Annotated in this window: 16 protein-coding genes and 2 pseudogenes; 15 read left to right on the top strand and 3 right to left on the bottom strand. The window is 40.7% G+C overall.

Going from position 1 to position 18105, the window contains the following annotated elements; genetic code table 11:
- Positions 1-2: 2 nt before the first annotated feature.
- A pseudogene (locus M1D81_RS09500) lies at positions 3-1524 on the bottom strand (MDR family MFS transporter).
- Positions 1525-1694: 170 nt separating this feature from the next.
- On the opposite strand from M1D81_RS09500, the gene M1D81_RS09495 reads away from it, so the two are divergent.
- From M1D81_RS09495 to M1D81_RS09485, 3 genes are all read left to right on the top strand, one after another.
- Positions 1695-2114, top strand: a complete 420-nt coding sequence (locus M1D81_RS09495) for a MarR family winged helix-turn-helix transcriptional regulator (protein ID WP_044335851.1) — start codon at positions 1695-1697, stop codon at positions 2112-2114.
- 362 nt (positions 2115-2476) lie between these two features.
- Positions 2477-4165, top strand: a complete 1689-nt coding sequence (locus M1D81_RS09490) for a ribonuclease YeeF family protein (RefSeq protein WP_456264947.1) — start codon at positions 2477-2479, stop codon at positions 4163-4165.
- Between the two features lie 5 nt (positions 4166-4170).
- On the top strand, positions 4171-4452 hold the full coding sequence (locus M1D81_RS09485; protein WP_166644672.1) for a hypothetical protein: 282 nt from the start codon (positions 4171-4173) through the stop codon (positions 4450-4452).
- A gap of 424 nt (positions 4453-4876) precedes the next feature.
- Here M1D81_RS09485 and M1D81_RS09480 read toward each other — a convergent pair whose 3' ends face one another.
- Positions 4877-5341 carry a hypothetical protein gene (locus tag M1D81_RS09480; RefSeq protein WP_024425197.1) on the bottom strand — a complete coding sequence of 155 codons (465 nt, stop codon included), beginning with the start codon at positions 5339-5341 and terminating at the stop codon, positions 4877-4879.
- 21 nt (positions 5342-5362) lie between these two features.
- Positions 5363-5838: pseudogene (locus tag M1D81_RS09475) on the bottom strand (GyrI-like domain-containing protein).
- Positions 5839-5946: 108 nt separating this feature from the next.
- Here M1D81_RS09475 and M1D81_RS09470 point away from each other — a divergent pair.
- The 12 genes from M1D81_RS09470 (at position 5947) to melA (ending at position 18100) form a co-directional block, all read left to right on the top strand.
- On the top strand, positions 5947-6909 hold the full coding sequence (locus M1D81_RS09470; protein ID WP_456264948.1) for a helix-turn-helix transcriptional regulator: 963 nt from the start codon (positions 5947-5949) through the stop codon (positions 6907-6909).
- 127 nt (positions 6910-7036) lie between these two features.
- Positions 7037-7189, top strand: coding sequence for a hypothetical protein (locus tag M1D81_RS09465; RefSeq protein WP_456264949.1), 153 nt, complete (start codon positions 7037-7039; stop codon positions 7187-7189).
- Positions 7186-7626: a rhs-associated protein gene (locus tag M1D81_RS09460; RefSeq protein ID WP_268501662.1), complete on the top strand. Its 441-nt coding sequence runs from the start codon at positions 7186-7188 to the stop codon at positions 7624-7626. Before M1D81_RS09465 ends, M1D81_RS09460 begins: the two co-directional genes overlap by 4 nt.
- A 256-nt stretch (positions 7627-7882) precedes the next feature.
- Complete coding sequence (locus M1D81_RS09455; RefSeq protein ID WP_456270902.1) at positions 7883-9955, top strand: BglG family transcription antiterminator; 2073 nt, start codon at positions 7883-7885, stop codon at positions 9953-9955.
- 14 nt (positions 9956-9969) lie between these two features.
- Complete coding sequence (locus tag M1D81_RS09450; protein ID WP_456264951.1) at positions 9970-10236, top strand: PTS sugar transporter subunit IIB; 267 nt, start codon at positions 9970-9972, stop codon at positions 10234-10236.
- A 25-nt stretch (positions 10237-10261) separates the two neighbouring features.
- Positions 10262-11524 (top strand): PTS ascorbate transporter subunit IIC, encoded by a 1263-nt coding sequence (locus M1D81_RS09445; protein WP_456264952.1) that lies wholly within the window; start codon positions 10262-10264, stop codon positions 11522-11524.
- A 17-nt stretch (positions 11525-11541) separates the two neighbouring features.
- Positions 11542-12234, top strand: a complete 693-nt coding sequence (gene alsE / locus M1D81_RS09440; protein WP_024425190.1) for a D-allulose 6-phosphate 3-epimerase — start codon at positions 11542-11544, stop codon at positions 12232-12234.
- A 184-nt stretch (positions 12235-12418) separates the two neighbouring features.
- Positions 12419-13459 (top strand): LacI family DNA-binding transcriptional regulator, encoded by a 1041-nt coding sequence (locus tag M1D81_RS09435; protein WP_456264953.1) that lies wholly within the window; start codon positions 12419-12421, stop codon positions 13457-13459.
- Positions 13460-13677: 218 nt separating this feature from the next.
- Entirely contained in the window at positions 13678-14934 is a 1257-nt protein-coding gene (locus M1D81_RS09430; RefSeq protein ID WP_456264954.1) for an ABC transporter substrate-binding protein, read from the top strand.
- 31 nt (positions 14935-14965) lie between these two features.
- Positions 14966-15898, top strand: a complete 933-nt coding sequence (locus tag M1D81_RS09425) for a carbohydrate ABC transporter permease (protein ID WP_456264955.1) — start codon at positions 14966-14968, stop codon at positions 15896-15898.
- Positions 15898-16728, top strand: a complete 831-nt coding sequence (locus tag M1D81_RS09420; protein ID WP_456264956.1) for a carbohydrate ABC transporter permease — start codon at positions 15898-15900, stop codon at positions 16726-16728. Before M1D81_RS09425 ends, M1D81_RS09420 begins: the two co-directional genes overlap by 1 nt.
- A gap of 31 nt (positions 16729-16759) precedes the next feature.
- Positions 16760-18100 carry an alpha-galactosidase gene (gene melA / locus M1D81_RS09415; RefSeq protein WP_456264957.1) on the top strand — a complete coding sequence of 447 codons (1341 nt, stop codon included), beginning with the start codon at positions 16760-16762 and terminating at the stop codon, positions 18098-18100.
- Positions 18101-18105: the final 5 nt, after the last annotated feature.

The following is an 18105-nucleotide window of genomic DNA, read 5'->3' as shown; positions in this document are numbered from 1 at the left end:
CATTATTCGTTTTCCTTCATTTCATTAGATGTGCGTACCCGTGCATTTCCCATAAATACGACCGTAATCGCCGCAAGTGCAATCGGGAATAATGCAAGCAAAAATACGTACGTAATACTTTGTGACATCGCATCGATGACTTTATTTAAAATATCAGTCGGAATTTGTGAGCGGGCACCTTCTTGGAAAATAGCCTGTGGATCGCTTATTTGAGAAGGGGCTCCTTTCATTCCGCTAAAGGCATCAGCTAAACGATTTGTCAGTACATTGGTTTGAATCGTTCCGAAAATTGTTACACCGAGCGTCATTCCAAGTGATCTCATAAATGAATTGGTCGAGTTTGCACTGCCTCGGTAGCGCGGCTCAAGATCATTCATTGAAGCTGACGGCAGAAGGGAGAAGCTGAACCCGACGCCAAAGCCTGATATCATCATAAAGAGTGTGAGCCACAGTCTTGCTGTATCTGGTGACATATTGGCAAGCAGCAGCATCCCAGCGAAAAATGAAATGACAGAAATAGTCATAAGACGTCTGAAAGGCACCTTCGTCTGCATCGTTCCGCCAATCATACTGCCAATGACTGATCCAATCATCATCGGTGTTAAAATGAACCCTGCACTTGTCGCAGATTCACCGTACACCGCCTGCACGAAAATAGGAATAAAGACAGCAAGAATAATAAATGTCCCGCCATATAAAAACGCCAAAATTTGAGATGTTGCAAATAATCGATTTTTAAACATCCAAAATGAGATAATCGGCTCCTCAGCCTTACGCTCAACAATAAAGAAGATCGTACCGAACACAAGAAACACAGCAAAAAGTGTGAGGATTTGCACCGAATCCCAAGCATAAGATTTACCGCCAAGCTCAAGCGCGAACATTAAGCTGACAACCGCAACGACAAGTGTAATAGCACCTGACCAGTCGATTTTCTGCTTACGATGTTCAAGCGATTCCTGATAGTATCTAGCGATCAAGAAGACACTGACAATACCAATTGGCACATTAATATAGAAAACCCAATGCCAGCCGATCGAATCCGTAATAATAGCACCTAAAAGCGGTCCGAGTACACTTGATAAACCAAAGACTGCTCCAAACATCCCAGACATTTTTCCGCGCTTTTCAGGCGGGAAGATGTCGAAGATAATCGTAAATGCGATCGGAAGAAGTGCACCGCCCCCAAGCCCTTGAATGGCTCGGTAAATAATGAGCTGATCCATCGTTTGTGCGATACCGCACAGCGCTGATCCAATTAAAAAGAAAATAAGTCCAAACAGAAAAAAAACGCTTTCGACCATACATATCAGAAAGCTTTCCGTAAATAGGCATTCCCGCCATCACTGCCACCATATAAGAAGCCGTCACCCAAGCAAATTTATCAAAACTGCCTAAATCTGCTACGATGCTTCCCATTGCTGTTGCAACAATGGTATTGTCCATCGCTGCCATAAAAATCCCTAACAGCAAACCGATGACAACAAAGCGAGTGGATGCCTTGCCTTTATCCACATGATTCATTTCATTTACCTCCTGCTTACGTTCTCTCATTATTTTTGCTATGATCAACTTAACCATAAAGTAAGAGAACATTTATCTTGATGATCAAGATAAATTGATTTTAAAGGGAGGAGAACAAGTTGTCAATAAAGAACGAGGCTGAAGACAGAGCAGCCCAGATCATACATACAATGAGGCGGCTCGCCACACGAACCGTCTTGTTCCACCAAGCGGCCGCTCAATCGCTCGGCCTTTTTCCAACAGATCTCAAATCCGCCGATTTATTAAACGAACTCGGCCCTCTCACAGCAGGAGAATTAAGTGAAAAAACAGGTCTTAGCTCAGGTGCGGTGACAGCTCTTATTGACCGGCTTGAAAAAGCGGGGTACGCCAAAAGAGAAAAGGACCCAAAAGACAAACGAAGAGTCATCATTGTTCCTCTAACAGCGGGGAAATCACAGGTAAAAGAACTCTTTCGATCCTTATCAACATCAACGAAGGAACTCACAAATGAATACAAACCAGAAGAATTAGATTTAATTATTCAATTTATAACTGAAGCAGCAGATATCATGGAGCAAGAGCTGCAATTGCTGAAGTCTAAATCGTAAAAAGTACACTGATGCGGGTGTGCTTTTTCTAAGTGCATTCCTAATTCATGTATGGATTGCCTCGACTAGTGACATCTTCCTTACCATGAAAGTGCTCTATAACACTTTTTTATAATGGAGTAGCTCAAAAAAATGTTCTATTTAAAAGATTGTTCTAAATATCGCATCATAATTATTACTGACAAAAGAGGAGCTAAAGTATTCTATTGAAACATTGTTCATTTACATAATAAGTATTGTTTTTGTGTCTTAATTCCTATTTAATGACAAACTTTGTATTGGTAAAATTGACCTTGTCAATGAATAGGAAGGAGTGAATTCTGCTGGGGAAGATACTTGATGCAAAAGCACTAACAAGTGCCATGGACACAAGGGCAAAACACTACCAGGAACTCCGCGAACAAATGGTAGATTTAAAAAAGGCATTACAAGGTGTGGCCAATCTCGGTGATGATTTCACTGGGAAAGGAGCCGATAACATTAAAAGCTTTTATAAAGAGCTTGCTGGAAATGTAGACATGTTTATCAGCTTCATTGATAAGCAAAAAGCCTTTCATGAAGGTGTTTCTGGGACACTGGATGATACAAACTTTGGCGGCGATACCTTTGTAGAAGAACACTTTTTAGACAACGCAGTACATATGGGCATCAAGAATGCCAAAAGCATTGTAAAGGATCAAAAAAAGGCACTCAAAACGATTTTTCAAGACATTGATGACCTCATTTCCCTAGAGGTATTTGATAGCCAAACCTTTGATGAAAAAATAGATGATGCGGAAGATGAACGAAAAAAGACGGTCAAAGAACTAAGAGAGCTTGATCAAAATTTAAAAGATGAATATGCTTTGTCAGAGACGGAGCAGCAAGCTACAATGGCATTGTATGCTGAAATGATGAATGCGACAAATGACGGAAAAGCGATTTCGCCTATGAATTTTGACAAGAAAGCGTATCAAAATAGCGAAATCTACAAGGCAAAGAGCGATATTGAGAAGCAAACTTCTGAATATCTGAAAATCAAAAAAGAACAAGAAGAAGCTCGTAAGATCGCAAAGGAACAAGAAGCCCTCGCCAACCGCCCTTGGTATGAAAAAGCCCTCGATTATGGTGGAAACATCGTGAATGAACTGACTGGCGTGAACGATGCAAAACGTGCCGCAACAGGCGTTGATCCAATCACAGGCGAGGAACTCACCGCAGGCCAGCGAGTCGCGGCAGGAGGCATGGCAGCAGCAGGCTACATCCCAATCGTCGGCTGGGCAGGCCGCATTTTCAAAGGAGGGAAAGCAGTCTATAAAACGACCCAAGCCACATCAGCCGCAGTCAGGGCAGTTGACATCTATAAGACATCACAAAAATCCTTTGACGCCCTGAAAACATCGCAAAAAGGTTTATATGGACTCACCGCCACCAACGGCTTCAGCGAAGCAATTACAGGCCGAGACATGTTTGGAAATAAGATCCCGAAAGAACAGCAGGAAGCGAGCATGAACGCGGCTCTGGGGATGCTTTTGCCGATCGGGGCTAAAGGGTTTCATGGGAAGATGGGGATTAGGGGTATAGATGATGCTTCTTTAACCAACAAAAGTAATTTATATAGAGGGGATAGTTTACTACACTCTCCAACTAGACCAAATGGAATTGGTAAACCTCATATATCAAGTTCAGGTGATTTAGTACCAGCTAGTAAAAAAGGTTTATATAAAGGACGAGAAGTGACTGTTACAGAGCATATACTTGGAGGTTATAGAAAAGGAGCTAAATCTAATAGCCCTTATACTAGTTTTACAAATAACAAAAATGTTATTGGAAATTATGGAGAAAATGCAATTGAACTAAACATATCAGCTTTAAGGAAAGATATACAGTCTGGAAAGCTAAAAGGTGTTGTTATACTTTCTCCAAAACAAATTCAAAAGTTGATTGAAAGAGATGTTACTTGTTCTGATTTTTGGAAGAAAAGAGCGATTAATTGGACTAAAAGGGATAATGAGTATTTGATTAAAGGGGAAGTTCCAAGCCAATATATTAAGGTTTCACCTAAGGAGTGAGAATTGTGAAATTATACTTTCTAAACGAGTTTTTAGGAGATATACGCGATATTAATGTTGATGGTATGTGGGTTAATGGTGAGATTACCCCTTCAAATAATATAGACAAATTTAATGATTTTTTCGCAGCACTTGTTGATGAAGAAAATGATTTTGTAGAAACAAATTTTAATGAAGAATGGTTAGAGGATAACAATTGGTACATTATTGATGATGAAAATAAAAGAAGGGGGATATATATACCTGCAGTTTATCCTGATAGGGAAATTAGCTGGCGGTGGAGATGATTTACAGAATTTATAGATTATATAAAACCTTGATGGGCTAATGCCTTTCAAGGTTTTTGGTGTTTATTGGACTCTGGACTCCTATCCGAGAAAAAAACGACCAAAAGGAGAATGGGGACCTTTTTTCCTGTGTGGATCATCGTATATAGAGACAAGCAAAACTAGGCACTCACAGCTTTTATGGTGAGTGTTTTTTGAATGAGGGATACTTCACATCATTTTCTTTGAATATAGATCTGAAAAAAGTATAGATGTTAAACAGTGAAATAACCAAGCCATTTTAACGGCGAACTTCTTCATAAGAAAATGAAGTGGGTACAATAAACAGAAAAACATCCTCTAATAATGCATAGAGAATGCTGCTCTGTTTAGAAGGGGGAAATAATTTTAATTTATTTGTTCAATCAGATTCACAAATTCGAGTTCAATATTCCCCTTTAATTTTAAAAAATGACCCACGAATCGTTCCAGCAAGTTTAGACTTCTGCCTAGCAAATTTAAATTTCCCTTCTAATTCCTTTGGTACTTCCATCCCTTCAGAAAGCTTAAAACCAACAGCACGTTTTTTCGGGTCATCCACTGTATACAGGACGTTAATTGCAAGACCATCCTCATAAAAGACGTAGGTCCATTTGATATTTTCTACTTGAAAACTTGCCGTTTCTAAAGGCTTGGCTGCAAACTCTAGTTCACGTTCTTCTTTTAACACTCGGTTCACATAATCAAGGGTATCCTGACTTTCGCTGGCAGGTAATACCGTAAATTCATGCTTATATTTGTTCATAAAGTAACGAGCCTCATTCGCTCGTAAGCCAGCAAGTGCTTCTGCTACAGGTGAAGACTCTAAACCAATCGTAGACACATTTTTAAAATCAACGATATAGGCCATTTCTATCCCTCCATATCCTTCTTATTTTCGTACAACAGGAATCCACATCTCACCAAGTAATAAGTCGTTCCGCTGCCCCATCTCTACCACTGCATTTGGTCCACCGACATAGGCGAAATTCTTTGCTTCAGGCAAGACTTGACCAAATGCAATACCAGTAAGCGTTTGATGCAATTCATCAGCGGTTTTAGCTTCCCCTTTAACGATTAGATATTCCCCTTTAGGGAATTGAATCACTCTGTCTGCTTCTGGTAACGATTCCTCTGTCATGACCCCGACATAATGCATCAGCTTGTTATTTACCGGTTTACGATAAAAATATAATCATTTGTGGCAATGGCTTTTAAGGTGTCAAGCTTACCTTCTTGTGTAACTGCTTGCCAAAAGTCTGCTTTTTCCTTCGTGATGCCCGCATAGTCTGTGTAATGACTCTTAAGTTCAGTTCCAATTCCTAACACGTGAAAGCTGTCTTTTTCTTCTAGTATATAATCTGCCATATTCAACACTTCCTTTTGAAAAATTGATCAAATGTTTTTTCTTTTCACTTGATAAATATATAATAGGCTTAAACCATGTCAAAAAATGATACTGTTTAGGGGGAACAGATGAAAAAAGTTGAACGGATAAATACCATCATGCGGTATATTAACAACCGCGCCAACTTTACAATTTCTGAAATCATGAGAGAATTTCATATCTCTCGTTCGACAGCAATTAGAGACATCCGAGAAATTGAAGCTATGGGGATGCCGCTTGTCGCTGAAGTCGGAAGGGACGGGGGATATTTTGTGATGAACAATTCCGTCCTGCCAACTGTTCGTTTTACCGATAATGAGATTAAAGCTCTTTTTATTGCCTTTATGGCCACAAGAAACCAACAACTCCCTTATTTAAAGAGTCGACAGTCTTTAGCTGAAAAATTACTAGGACTCATCTCAGAGACCCAGCAAGATGACCTTGTTCTGTTAAATCGCCTCTTGCTATTTGAAGGGACTAATCCGAATAATCCTGATCTGCTTGATTTGACAGATCTCCCTCATCCCATGTTAGAAAAATTAATCCAACTGCTTATTTTGGATCGATATTTACTGATTACCATGAGAGAGGAGAAAGTGATGAAGTCCTATCCTATTTACCTCTTGAACCTTTATCGTGAAAAAAGCCTTTGGCTGATTGAAGGCTTTGATTTAAAGGAAGAGAAGAAACGGATTTTGCCTGTCGACAACCTCACAGATGTAGAACCATGCTCTACAAAAAATAGATTAAGCAGGAAAAAGATTTTAGAAAAACTAAGTAAGCAGGAGGAAGTAATCAACCTTGTCCTTGAACTTGGTCCAAAGGCAATGGCACAGTTCAAAAAATACCATCCTTTCAAAATGTCAATTTCTTATACGAATCCTTACCAAACTACAGCCATTTTAAAGACTTTTATCGATGTTAATCATTCAGAAGAAATAACGGAAATGACAAATTGGCTACTTTTCCTAGGCAATGGTATTAAGGTCCGGGAAATGCCTGTAGAAATCAAGAAAAGTTTACAAGAGAGACTACTCCTATATTGTCCATAATCAATGCTGGTTAGACCTCATACTAGATACATGAAAGTGAGTCGTATCAAAAAATTCTTGCTCCAAGTTTCGAACAAAATCTCAATGAACCACCAATCTTAGTTCCATCTTCTTTAGATCTCAGCTGTTGAAGAAAGATAAATATGCTTTGTCAGAGATGGATCAGCAAGCTGCAATGGCATTGTACACTGAAATGATTGCAACAAATGACAAAACAGCGATTCCTATGGATTTTGACAAAAAAGACATTAAAAAACATAAAAGGGGGTTATTTTATTGAATTCTTATGATGAAGATCTAATAAAAGATTTGGAATTAAAAGACCTTCTTAAATATGTCAAAGTACATAAAAATCCAAAAATTTATTTAGACTTAATAGAACAAAAATTTGATTTTGCTGGTTCAAAAATAGATTGGTTACAAACCAATAAACATTATAGTAAGAGCTCAAATCATGAATCGTTACTTCCTGAAGCTCTTCTATTTATAACCGAATTAAAAGAAAAATATTTAGCTAATAACTTACAAGTAATTTACATAGGGGATAACCTTACAGAGTTTGGGTACCAGTTTGAATTAAAACATTTAAAAGAGTTACTAGTCTATTTTTTAGATATCCCACAGCACCACTACTTTATATCCTTAGAAGGCGATTGGTGTATTTGTATTTCATTTGAAAACGATTTGGATTTCGGATTTAGTTTAAACAAAAAATAATTTTAAGCGTCACATATAGGAAAAATAAAAGATGATAAGAAATGAAAAAACCTTGACTGGCTTTATACCATTCAGGTTTTTTGCGTTTATTGGTTCTCAAATAGTATACAAGCCTCAAAGCACACTCAAATGGTGTGTTTTTCTTATGAAAAGAGCACACAATCGCTGCACAGCACGTGCTGAAGACATTTGGACTTCTTTGATGCATGTGAGTTGATTAGACTTATAAGCAAAGGGAAGAAAGGAGGAATTCCAACTGTACTTAACCAAAAGGGGCACGACGTTACTATCTATGCTGCTTCATACGACATCTTATTTATCAATAGAAGATTTACAGAATCGAATGAATGTCTCGACTCGAACCGTTTATGCTGAAATCAAACGAATGAACAGCTGGCTGGAAACACATCAGCTTAGTGGTGTGCAGCGAAAAGGCCAACTTGGCTATTATTTAAACCCTCATGAAAAAGAAGTCATTATTCAAAAAGCTGACACCATGCTTGTTGGTCACGATTATGAACCATGTGTAAAGGAACGAAGGGCTATCTTGCTTTTATCCATTGCATGCAGCGAGCATTGCCTAAGAATTGATGATTTTATGAAGATGACAAAGGTGAGCCGAAATACATTACTCGAGGATATGAAACAGCTAAAAGAAGCGCTTTCAAAGCAGGAGATCACACTCCGCTATCAGGCAGCAAGCGGCTATGTCATTTCAGGAGACGAAAGGGCCATTCGATTGGCACTCAAACCTTATATACATTTCATTCGCACCATGATAAAAAACGAAAAAACGTTTCCGTCGTTTTGGTTAAAGGGACCTATTTCATCCAAACGGGTACACCATCTCCTCCAGCAGTCAGAACAAGAACTTAAGCTTGAATTTGCAGATGAGATGCTGGATCAGCTCTCTTTGGATCTCTTTTTTTACTTTAAGCGGATGAAGCTGGGGCATGCTGTACACATTTCAAACGAAGAAAAGCGAACATTGCAGGAAACAGAGGAATGCTTGGCGGCTATTCGTTTCATGGCACAGATTCAAAAAGAGGCCAGTCTCATTGTTCATGATGATGAGATCTATTTTCTTAGCACCTTATGGCTCAGTGCAAAAAAACAAAAACTTCCATCAATTAAAAAACCAGAAGAACATCTCATTCGCACCATCGCCAGACAAATGATATTTGACTTTCAGCGATATGCTTGTATTTCCTTTCAAGAACCTAAAGCATTGGAGCAAAACTTAACAATGCATTTAATTCCAGCCTATTACAGGCTCATCTATCACATTGGTATGATCAACGAACTGACGGATTCTATAAAAAAAGCACAGCCAGAAGTGTTTGAAATCACTCAGAAAGTTGCATGTCATTTAGAAAAGGCGGCCTGTTCAAAGTTGAGTGACCATGAAATTGCATATCTCGCCATGCATTTTGGCAGCTGGATGAGAAGAGAAGGAATTTCATCCATTGCCAGGCGGTCTGTATACATTGTCTGCGGAGAAGGAATCGGCACAAGTAACATGCTGAAAACTCAGCTTCTCGAATTAATCGGCTATATTGAAGTACGCGGACTTTTATCAAAGCGTGCATATGAAGAATTAGCAGCCGTTGATGCAGATTTCGTTGTGTCCACAACACCTATTTCGTTTAAAGGAAAACCAGTTCATCTCGTTCATCCTATTTTAACTGCCTATGAGAAAAAAACATTACTTCAATACGGGAAAGGCTCCGAAGCGAAGATTGACGAGAATCATGTAAACGCTTTATTCAACATCATTCAGCAGCATACCATCGTACAAAATAAACAAGCACTGCTTCATGACATTCGGGAGCTGCTACATCCCACATATGTATCCTATCAGAAAGGGTGGAACCCAGTGTTAAATGATTTATTAACAGAACAAACCATCAAGCTCCACCAAACAGCAGACACATGGCAAGAGGCGATTACAAAAGCGGCGCAGCCTTTACTTGATCAAAATGCTATTAAACCAAGTTATGTAGAAGCCATGATACAGTCTGTTCATCAAAATGGTCCTTATATTGTCATTGCACCACAAGTGGCCATCCCACATGCCAGGCCAGAGGATGGCGTGAACAAATTGAGCATGACGCTCATGTCATTCAAACAGCCCATTTCGTTTTCAAAGGATGGAAAAAAGCAGGTGCGGCTCGTCATTGTGTTAGCCGCTATTGACAGCATGAGCCACTTGAAAGCACTCAAACAGCTGACCATGCTGTTAAGTGAAGAGAAACGGACGAAACAATTGATTGAAGCAGAAAATTTAGCATCTGTTCAAGAACTAATTGATCAATTTTCACAAATATAAAGGGGGAAAAGACAATGAAAAAAATTCTTGTTGTATGTGGAAACGGGTTAGGAAGCAGCTTTATTGTAGAAATGAATGTCAAAAAAGCATTAGAAGAATTAGGCATTAAAGCTGAAGTGGATCATACCGATCTCAGTACAAGTAAAAATGAACAAGCAGATCTTTATATCGGCGCAGCTGATATTATTGACCAGCTGAATGACGGCACAAGAAATGTGGCTGGCTTAAATAATTTATTAGACCAGAAAGCCATTAAAGACGTCCTTCGTCAACACATTTAAGTCATGAAAAAGGGGGATTCACATCATGATAGAACTGATCATGAACGATATATTGGGTACACCTGCCATTCTTATCGGTTTGTTTGCACTAGCCGGTTTACTTTTGCAGAAAAAATCAGCCGCAGACACTGTGTCAGGCACCTTGAAAACAACCATGGGTTTCTTAATACTAGGGGCCGGCGCTACAGTCGTCTCTGATTCACTCGGGGTTTTTCGAAAGATGTTTGAAGCAGCCTTTCATATTCAAGGGGTTGTCCCAAATACAGATGCTATGGCCGCTATTGCTCAAAAGGAATTCGGTACACAGACAGCACTCATCATGATTTTTGGTATGCTGGTCAATTTGTTACTTGCAAGATTCACACCCTTTAAATACGTCTTTTTGACTGGTCACCACACGTTGTATATGGCGGCGATGCTCGCCGTCGTTCTCTCGACAGCCGGTATGCACGGGTGGCTGCTCATCTCCATTGGCTCAATGATATTAGGTGCAGCTATGGTCATTGCACCCGCAATCCTTCAGCCGTTTACGAGAAAAGTCACCGGAAGCAATGATCTCGCACTCGGACACTTCAGTACTTTCGGGTATTTTACTGCTGGAATGATCGGTAAATGGGTTGGTTCTCCTGAAAAATCAACGGAAACCATTCAAGTCCCTAAATCACTAGGTTTTCTAAGAGATACATCTGTTGCCATTTCGATTACGATGGCTTTACTGTTCTTTGCGATTGCACCGTTTGCAGGAGTTCCTTTTATAGAACAAATTAGCGGGGGTACGAACTTCGCTGTCTTCATTCTCATTCAGGCGATTACGTTTGCTGCTGGCGTGTACATTATTTTAGCAGGGGTACGGATGGCCATTGGCGAGATCGTACCTGCGTTTAAAGGGATTGCCGATCGATTCGTGAAGGGGGCAAAGCCGGCACTTGATGCGCCAACCGTTTTTCCATTTGCGCCAAATGCGGTCATTATCGGTTTTTTATGCAGCTTTGCAGGAGGCATCGTATCCATTTTTCTTTTACCTTTGTTTGGTTTAACTGTCATTGTCCCTGGTCTTGTCCCGCACTTTTTTTGCGGTGCTACAGCAGGCGTGTACGGCAATGCAACAGGAGGGGTAAAAGGTGCTGTTGCTGGGGCCTTTGTAAATGGATTGCTTCTTTCCTTTTTACCTGCTTGTTTATTACCTGTGTTAGGAACCCTTGGCTTTGAAGGGACAACGTTTGGAGATACAGACTTTGGTATCATCGGGATCTTGATTGGATTGATCAAGTTTTTATTTCAGCTGTAAAAAGGAGGAGCGAGAGAATGACAGCCGTTTTTTCCCCTTCACTGATGTGCATGGATCTAACGCACTTCCGTGAACAAATTCATCTTCTCAACACAAGAGCAGACCGGTACCATGTCGACGTGATGGATGGGCATTATGTGAAGAATATGACGTTATCACCCTTTTTCATTGAACAGCTTCGGAAACTGACAAATTTACCGATTGATGTTCATCTAATGGCCGAACATCCGCAGGAATTTTTAATCGATGCATGTATTGATGCAGGCGCAACGATGATTTGTTTACACCCAGAAGTCGTGCAAAAAGATGCCTTTCGAATCATCCGGCATATTCACCAAAGAAAATGTGATGTTGGCTTTGTTCTAAATCCCGCCACACCAGTTGCAGCATTAGATTCCTTTATTCATTTAATAGACAGAGTGACGATCATGACAATCGATCCAGGCTTTGCCGGGCAGCCTTTTATTAAAGAAATGCTTCAAAAAATTAAACAGGTGAGAGATATCAAAAAACATGGAGGATACTCGTTTTCAATTGAAGTAGACGGCTCTTGTAATGAGAGCACGTTCCGGCTGCTTGCTGAGGCTGGAAATGAGATCTACATCATCGGCACCTCAGGTTTATTTGGACTTCATAAAGAACTCGACACTGCTTGGGAAAGAATGAAGCAAATATTTGCAAAAGAAACAGCCTCAATCGAATCACGTTAGTAAAAGAGAGGATGAAAACCATCCTCTCTTTTACGCAAATTTTACTAAAACACAATTCATTCACCAAAACTTACCCAAAAACAAAATAAAAATCAAAAATTCAAATTGAAAGCGCTTTATTTATGTGTTATCCTTCAAATATCTTTAGTAAATATTTAGTCAAATAACGATGAGGAGTTTGCCTATGACCACACTCAAAGATATTGCTCATGATGCAAAAGTGTCCGTTTCCACTGTATCCCGTGTGTTAAATGGCGATCAAACGCTTGCCGTTTCACACGCAACGAGACAAAACATCCTCGACATTGCTAAGAAGTTAAACTATACCCCAGTGAGAGCAAGAAAAGCCGATCAAGCAGAAGAAAAAAGCCCATCTGAATCCCCAGTCATCGGTGTCGTTGTCGCTCAATCCATTGACGAAGAATTAAATGATCCCTTTTTTTCATCGATTCGAAAAGGAATTGAAAAAGAATATGCCAAACAAGGCTTGTCCACTCTCCATACCTTTCGCCTAAGAAGCATGGATAAAGGGGCAATGCTAAAGGATATTGACGGTTTGATCGTCATTGGACGAATCAGCCCCGATACGGTTGAAAAAATGACAAATCGAATGAAACACATTGTTTTTATCAATCATTATGCGGATGAAGATTTGTATGATTGTGTACATGTCGATTTTGTCAGAGCGGCAGATCGCGCCATTCGCCATCTGCAATCTCTCGGCTATACACATCTAGGCTATATTGGCGGGAAAGAGCGGGAGCATTATTTCGAAGGAAACGCTGTGATTGAAGACGAAAGACAAACGACGTTTATGAAAAGAATGCAGGAAGCGGGCGCTCTTCATATGGAAGACATCCACATTGGTGAATATTCGATGCAAGAAGGCTATACGCTTATGCAGCAAGCGATCAAAAAGGGAAAACTGCCGCAAGCCTTTTTCATTGGAAGTGACTCTATGGCAATCGGCGCAATGCGCGCTCTGCATGAAGCGGGTCTACACGTACCTTCAGATGTATCGATTGTTGGGTTTAATGACATTGAAGCCGCGTCATTTTCAAGCCCGCCGCTTACGACCGTCAAAGTATATACAGAAGAAATGGGGGAAGTCGGTCTGAAGCTTTTGCTTGAGAGAATAAACGGAAGAAAACTTCCTCTAAAAGTCGTCGTGCCAACAACACTCATCGAGCGAGACAGTACATGCCTCGTCCATGAAAGGAGGTGAACCATAGATTTCAGCACACAAAAAAGAGACAAAAAAGCAGAAAGCAAGCTGCTTAGCATGATGGCCAGATCATGCTAAGAACAAGGCAGCCTGCCGGTTTGCTCTCTTATCTCTTAGAAAAGAATAGAATTCCAGTATAATGGACTTCCTTTGTTTCCGCAACTGCATGAATTCTACCGATTATCGTCTGAATTTTCAGTGATTAAAAGGAGGAAACCATGAATAAAAAAATCATGCTGCTGACTGCAGCCATGTTCTTGACCATGATTTTGTCTGCTTGCGGTAATAACAGCTCATCTGAAGCAAATGGAAAGGTCACCTTGACGCTATTTTCAACGATGAGCAACAGCGGGGAAAGAAAAGCATTTGAAGAAGTCATTCGTGAGTTTGAGAAGGAGCATCAACAGATTCGAATCGATGCTAATTTCCCAGGCAACAGCTATGAAGATATGATCCGCGTCAAAATGGGAGCAAACGATATGCCAGACCTGTTTGATACACACGGCTGGGCCAAACTGCGCTATAGCGAGTATGTGGCTGATTTAAAAGAGATGGATTGGGTCAAACAGCTCGATCCTTCACTCGACCAAATTTTAAAAGATCAAGATGGCAAAGTGTACGCTTATCCGCTGAATCAAGCAAAAGACGGGCTAAGCTTTAATGCCAATCTATTAAAGGAATATGGCATAGAAGTCCCTAGAACACTTGATGAATTAAAATCTGCTTTGCTGACAGTGAAAGAAAAAAGTAAAGGTGATGTTGTGCCGCTCTGGATACCAGGAGGAGATAACTCAAATATTGCCCAAGTCTTTGATGAGCTGGCGACGCCTTTATTAATCACCGATCAAAAGCATCAATACGGAAAGGAACTTGAAAACGGATCATTTGATTGGTCTCTCTATACACCGCTTGCCCGGTTCATGAAAGATCTGAAGGATCAAGACCTTTTAAACAAGGATGTCCTGACAGCGAAACTCTCTCAAGCGCCTGAACTCATGGCACAAAACAAAATCGCCTTCACCTTTCTCGGGGGATCTTTAGGACCTGAAGCGACAGAGCTGAATTCATCGATTAAAGTAGGCACGATGCCTGTTCCAGCCATTCATGAAGGAGATGAACAAAGCTGGATTGGCGGAGAACGGTTTACTGTTGCTGCTTGGAAAGACTCTAAGCATCTAAAAGAAGCAAAACAATTCATCGATTTTTTAGCAAAACCTGAAAACGCCAAAAAAATCGCAGAGGGGACATCCTCTGAAACAGCTCTAAAACAAGTGAAAGCGAAAAACTATTACTCTACATTTTACGATCAATACAAAGAGGTGAAGATTGAACCGTATTTCGATCGAAAATACTTACCAAGCGGAATGTGGGCAGTCATGGCAACAACCGGTCAAGAATTATTAGCAGGCTCCATCACACCAGAACAGTTATCAAAGAAAATGGAAGAGGAATATAAGCGTTTGAAAAAACAATAGCCGATGGATGCTGAAAACAGGAGTGAAGCCAATGAATGACATCACAAAAGCAAAGCAGCCAGCCGCATTCACCTCTTTACCAAAACAAAAGATACAAAAACGCCAGAATTCATCACTTTGGTGGATGTACATGCCAGCTGTTCTCGTCGTCAGTACCTTTATCATTTATCCTTTTTTGAACGGCATTCAGCTTTCTTTTACGAATTGGAACGGTTTTTCACAAACTTATCAATGGATTGGTCTTGAGCAATATCAAAGGCTGCTTCAGGATCAAGCGACATGGCTTGTGGTCAAAAACACGCTTCTCTATGGAATTGGGAGCACCATCTTGCAAAATATCATCGGACTTGGATATGCTCTTTTATTAAATCAAAGCTTAAAGATGAAAGCCATCACAAGAACGGTCATCTATTTACCTGTCATGATCAGCCCGATTGCGATGGGCTATATTTGGTATTTTGTGTTTGCTTACCAAGGCGGTGCCTTAAATGATGTGGTGACGCTTTTTGGATTTGATCAAATAAATGCGCTCGGCAACCCGGAATTAAACACATGGATCATTGTGCTTGTCAACACATATCAATTTGTGGGGATTGCGATGATCATTTATTTAGCAGGACTTCAAAGTATTCCTAAGGATTATTATGAAGCGGCGCAATTAGACGGCGCATCGGGCTTCCAGCAATTCAGGCGGATTACATTGCCTCTGCTGATGCCGTCGATCACCATTAATGTTGTGCTGAATGTCATTGGAGGGCTCAAGCTCTTTGATGTCATCGTGGCACTCACGGGCGGCGGACCTGGAGATTCCTCGCAATCCATGTCGACCTTTATGTATGATCTGTATTTCAAACGTCAGGATGCAGGCTATGCAGCGACGCAAGGGGTTTTCATGGCGGTCATCATCCTTGTCATTAGTGTCGCAGCGCTGATTTATTTCAAACGAAAGGAGACCGAGGTGTGATGGATAAGGCCTATAAGCGCAAGAAAAGATGGTACTCCGTCCTCGCACTATTGATCACATTGCTACACCTCATTCCATTTTATATTTTGGTGACGACATCATTAAAGGGGATAGGAGATTTTAGTTCAAAATGGCTGTTTCCAAAAGCGCTGCATCTTGAAAACTTCCGCACAGCATGGACAGAGGCTCAGCTTGGCCAGTCCTTTTTGAATACAGTGATCATTACGTTCAGTTCCGCTGTATTGCTCATTATGTTTGGATCTCTTGCAGCCTATCCGCTTGCAAGAAGGAACACAAAGCTGAATAAAGCAGTCTATGTTTTATTTATTGCCATTATGGTCATTCCACCGCTTACAGCCCTTGTCCCGCTCTATAAAATGGTCGTTCAAATCGGGATGATGAACACCTACCAAATCGCTATTTTAAATAATGTGGCTGCTTTTTTGCCGCTGACAATTTTCTTATACGCAGGCTTTATCCGGTCGACAATTCCAAAGGAGCTTGAAGAAGCTGCCCGTATTGATGGAGCAGGGACACTTAGAGTTTTTTTCACAGTCGTTTTTCCGCTTCTGAAGCCCATTACCGCTTCTGTATTAATCATTGCCTGCGTGTATATTTGGAACGACTATCAATTTGCTATCTTCTTTTTGCAAGATAAAGAGATGCATACACTCACAGTCGCCTTATCCCATTTTTTTGGTCAAAATCAGCATCAGCTTCAGCTTGTTGGGGCAGCTGCACTCATTGCGATGCTGCCAATGGTCACGATGTTTTTACTTTTGCAAAAATATTTTATCGCAGGGCTTTCACAAGGCTCTGTCAAAGGCTAGCCCAATATGGATGTAAAAAGGAGAGTCGTCTATGTCTAAAATTACATTTATCGGTGCAGGGAGTACCGTGTTTGCTAAAAATATATTAGGAGATTGTCTGTTTGTTCCCGCCCTTGCCGGCTTTGAATTCGCATTATATGATATCGACCACAACCGGCTGAAAGAATCAGAAACAATGCTGTCGCATTTAAAAGCAAATTACGGTGCAAACGTGACCATCCAGTCTTATCACAACCGTAAAGAAGCCTTAAAGGATGCAAAATATGTCATCAATGCCATCCAAGTTGGAGGCTATCGGCCAAGTACTGTCATTGATTTTGAAATACCTAAAAAATACGGATTAAGACAAACGATTGCGGATACGGTAGGGATCGGCGGCATTTTCCGCTCCCTTCGGACGATTCCTGTCATGCTTGACTTTGCAAAGGATATGGAAGAGGTTTGCCCAAATGCTTTATTGTTAAATTACACGAACCCAATGGCCACACTGACAGGTGCGATGCTTCGCTATACACAGGTTCAAACGGTTGGTCTCTGTCATAGTGTGCAGGTGTGTACAAAGGACCTATTTGAATCTCTTGAAATGGATCATGAAGGCATTGAAGAAAAAATCGCCGGCATTAACCATATGGCATGGTTATTAGAAGTAAAACGGGACGGAAAAGACTTGTATCCAGAAATCAAAAGACGAGCAAAAGAAAAACAGCAATCGCGGCATCATGATATGGTTCGTTTTGAACTGATGGATAAATTCGGCTACTATGTCACAGAATCCTCAGAGCACAATGCCGAATACCATCCATATTTCATCAAATCACGGTACCCAGAACTAATCGGTCAGTTTAACATTCCGCTCGATGAATACCCGAGACGCTGCGAGGAACAAATCAACAATTGGAATACAATGAAGCATGACCTTGTGGGAAACACACAGATCACACATACCCGCTCAAAAGAATATGGTTCCCGGATCATTGAAGCGATCGAAACGAACGTTCCCTTTAAATTTGGCGGGAATGTTCTGAACACTGGCGGGCTCATTGACAACCTGCCTGAAAAAGCTTGTGTAGAAGTACCGTGTGTGGCAGATCGAAGCGGCATCATGCCATGCTATGTCGGAGAAATACCTGAACAATTGGCAGGACTCAACCGAACGAATATCAGCTCACAGCTGATGACAATTGAAGCAGCAATCAGCGGTAAAAAAGAACACATTTATCAAGCTGCTCTACTGGATCCACACACAAGCGCTGAACTATCAATTGATGACATCGTGAATCTTTGCGACGACCTCATTGAAGCGCATGGGGATATACTGCCAGCCTACAAAGGGGCTACACAGTATAGCGTTTCATCACCATCGTCAAATTAATCATG

It is taken from the genome of Bacillus sp. JZ105, assembly GCF_053903125.1.
This window is presented reverse-complemented; position numbering and strand designations above follow the sequence as displayed.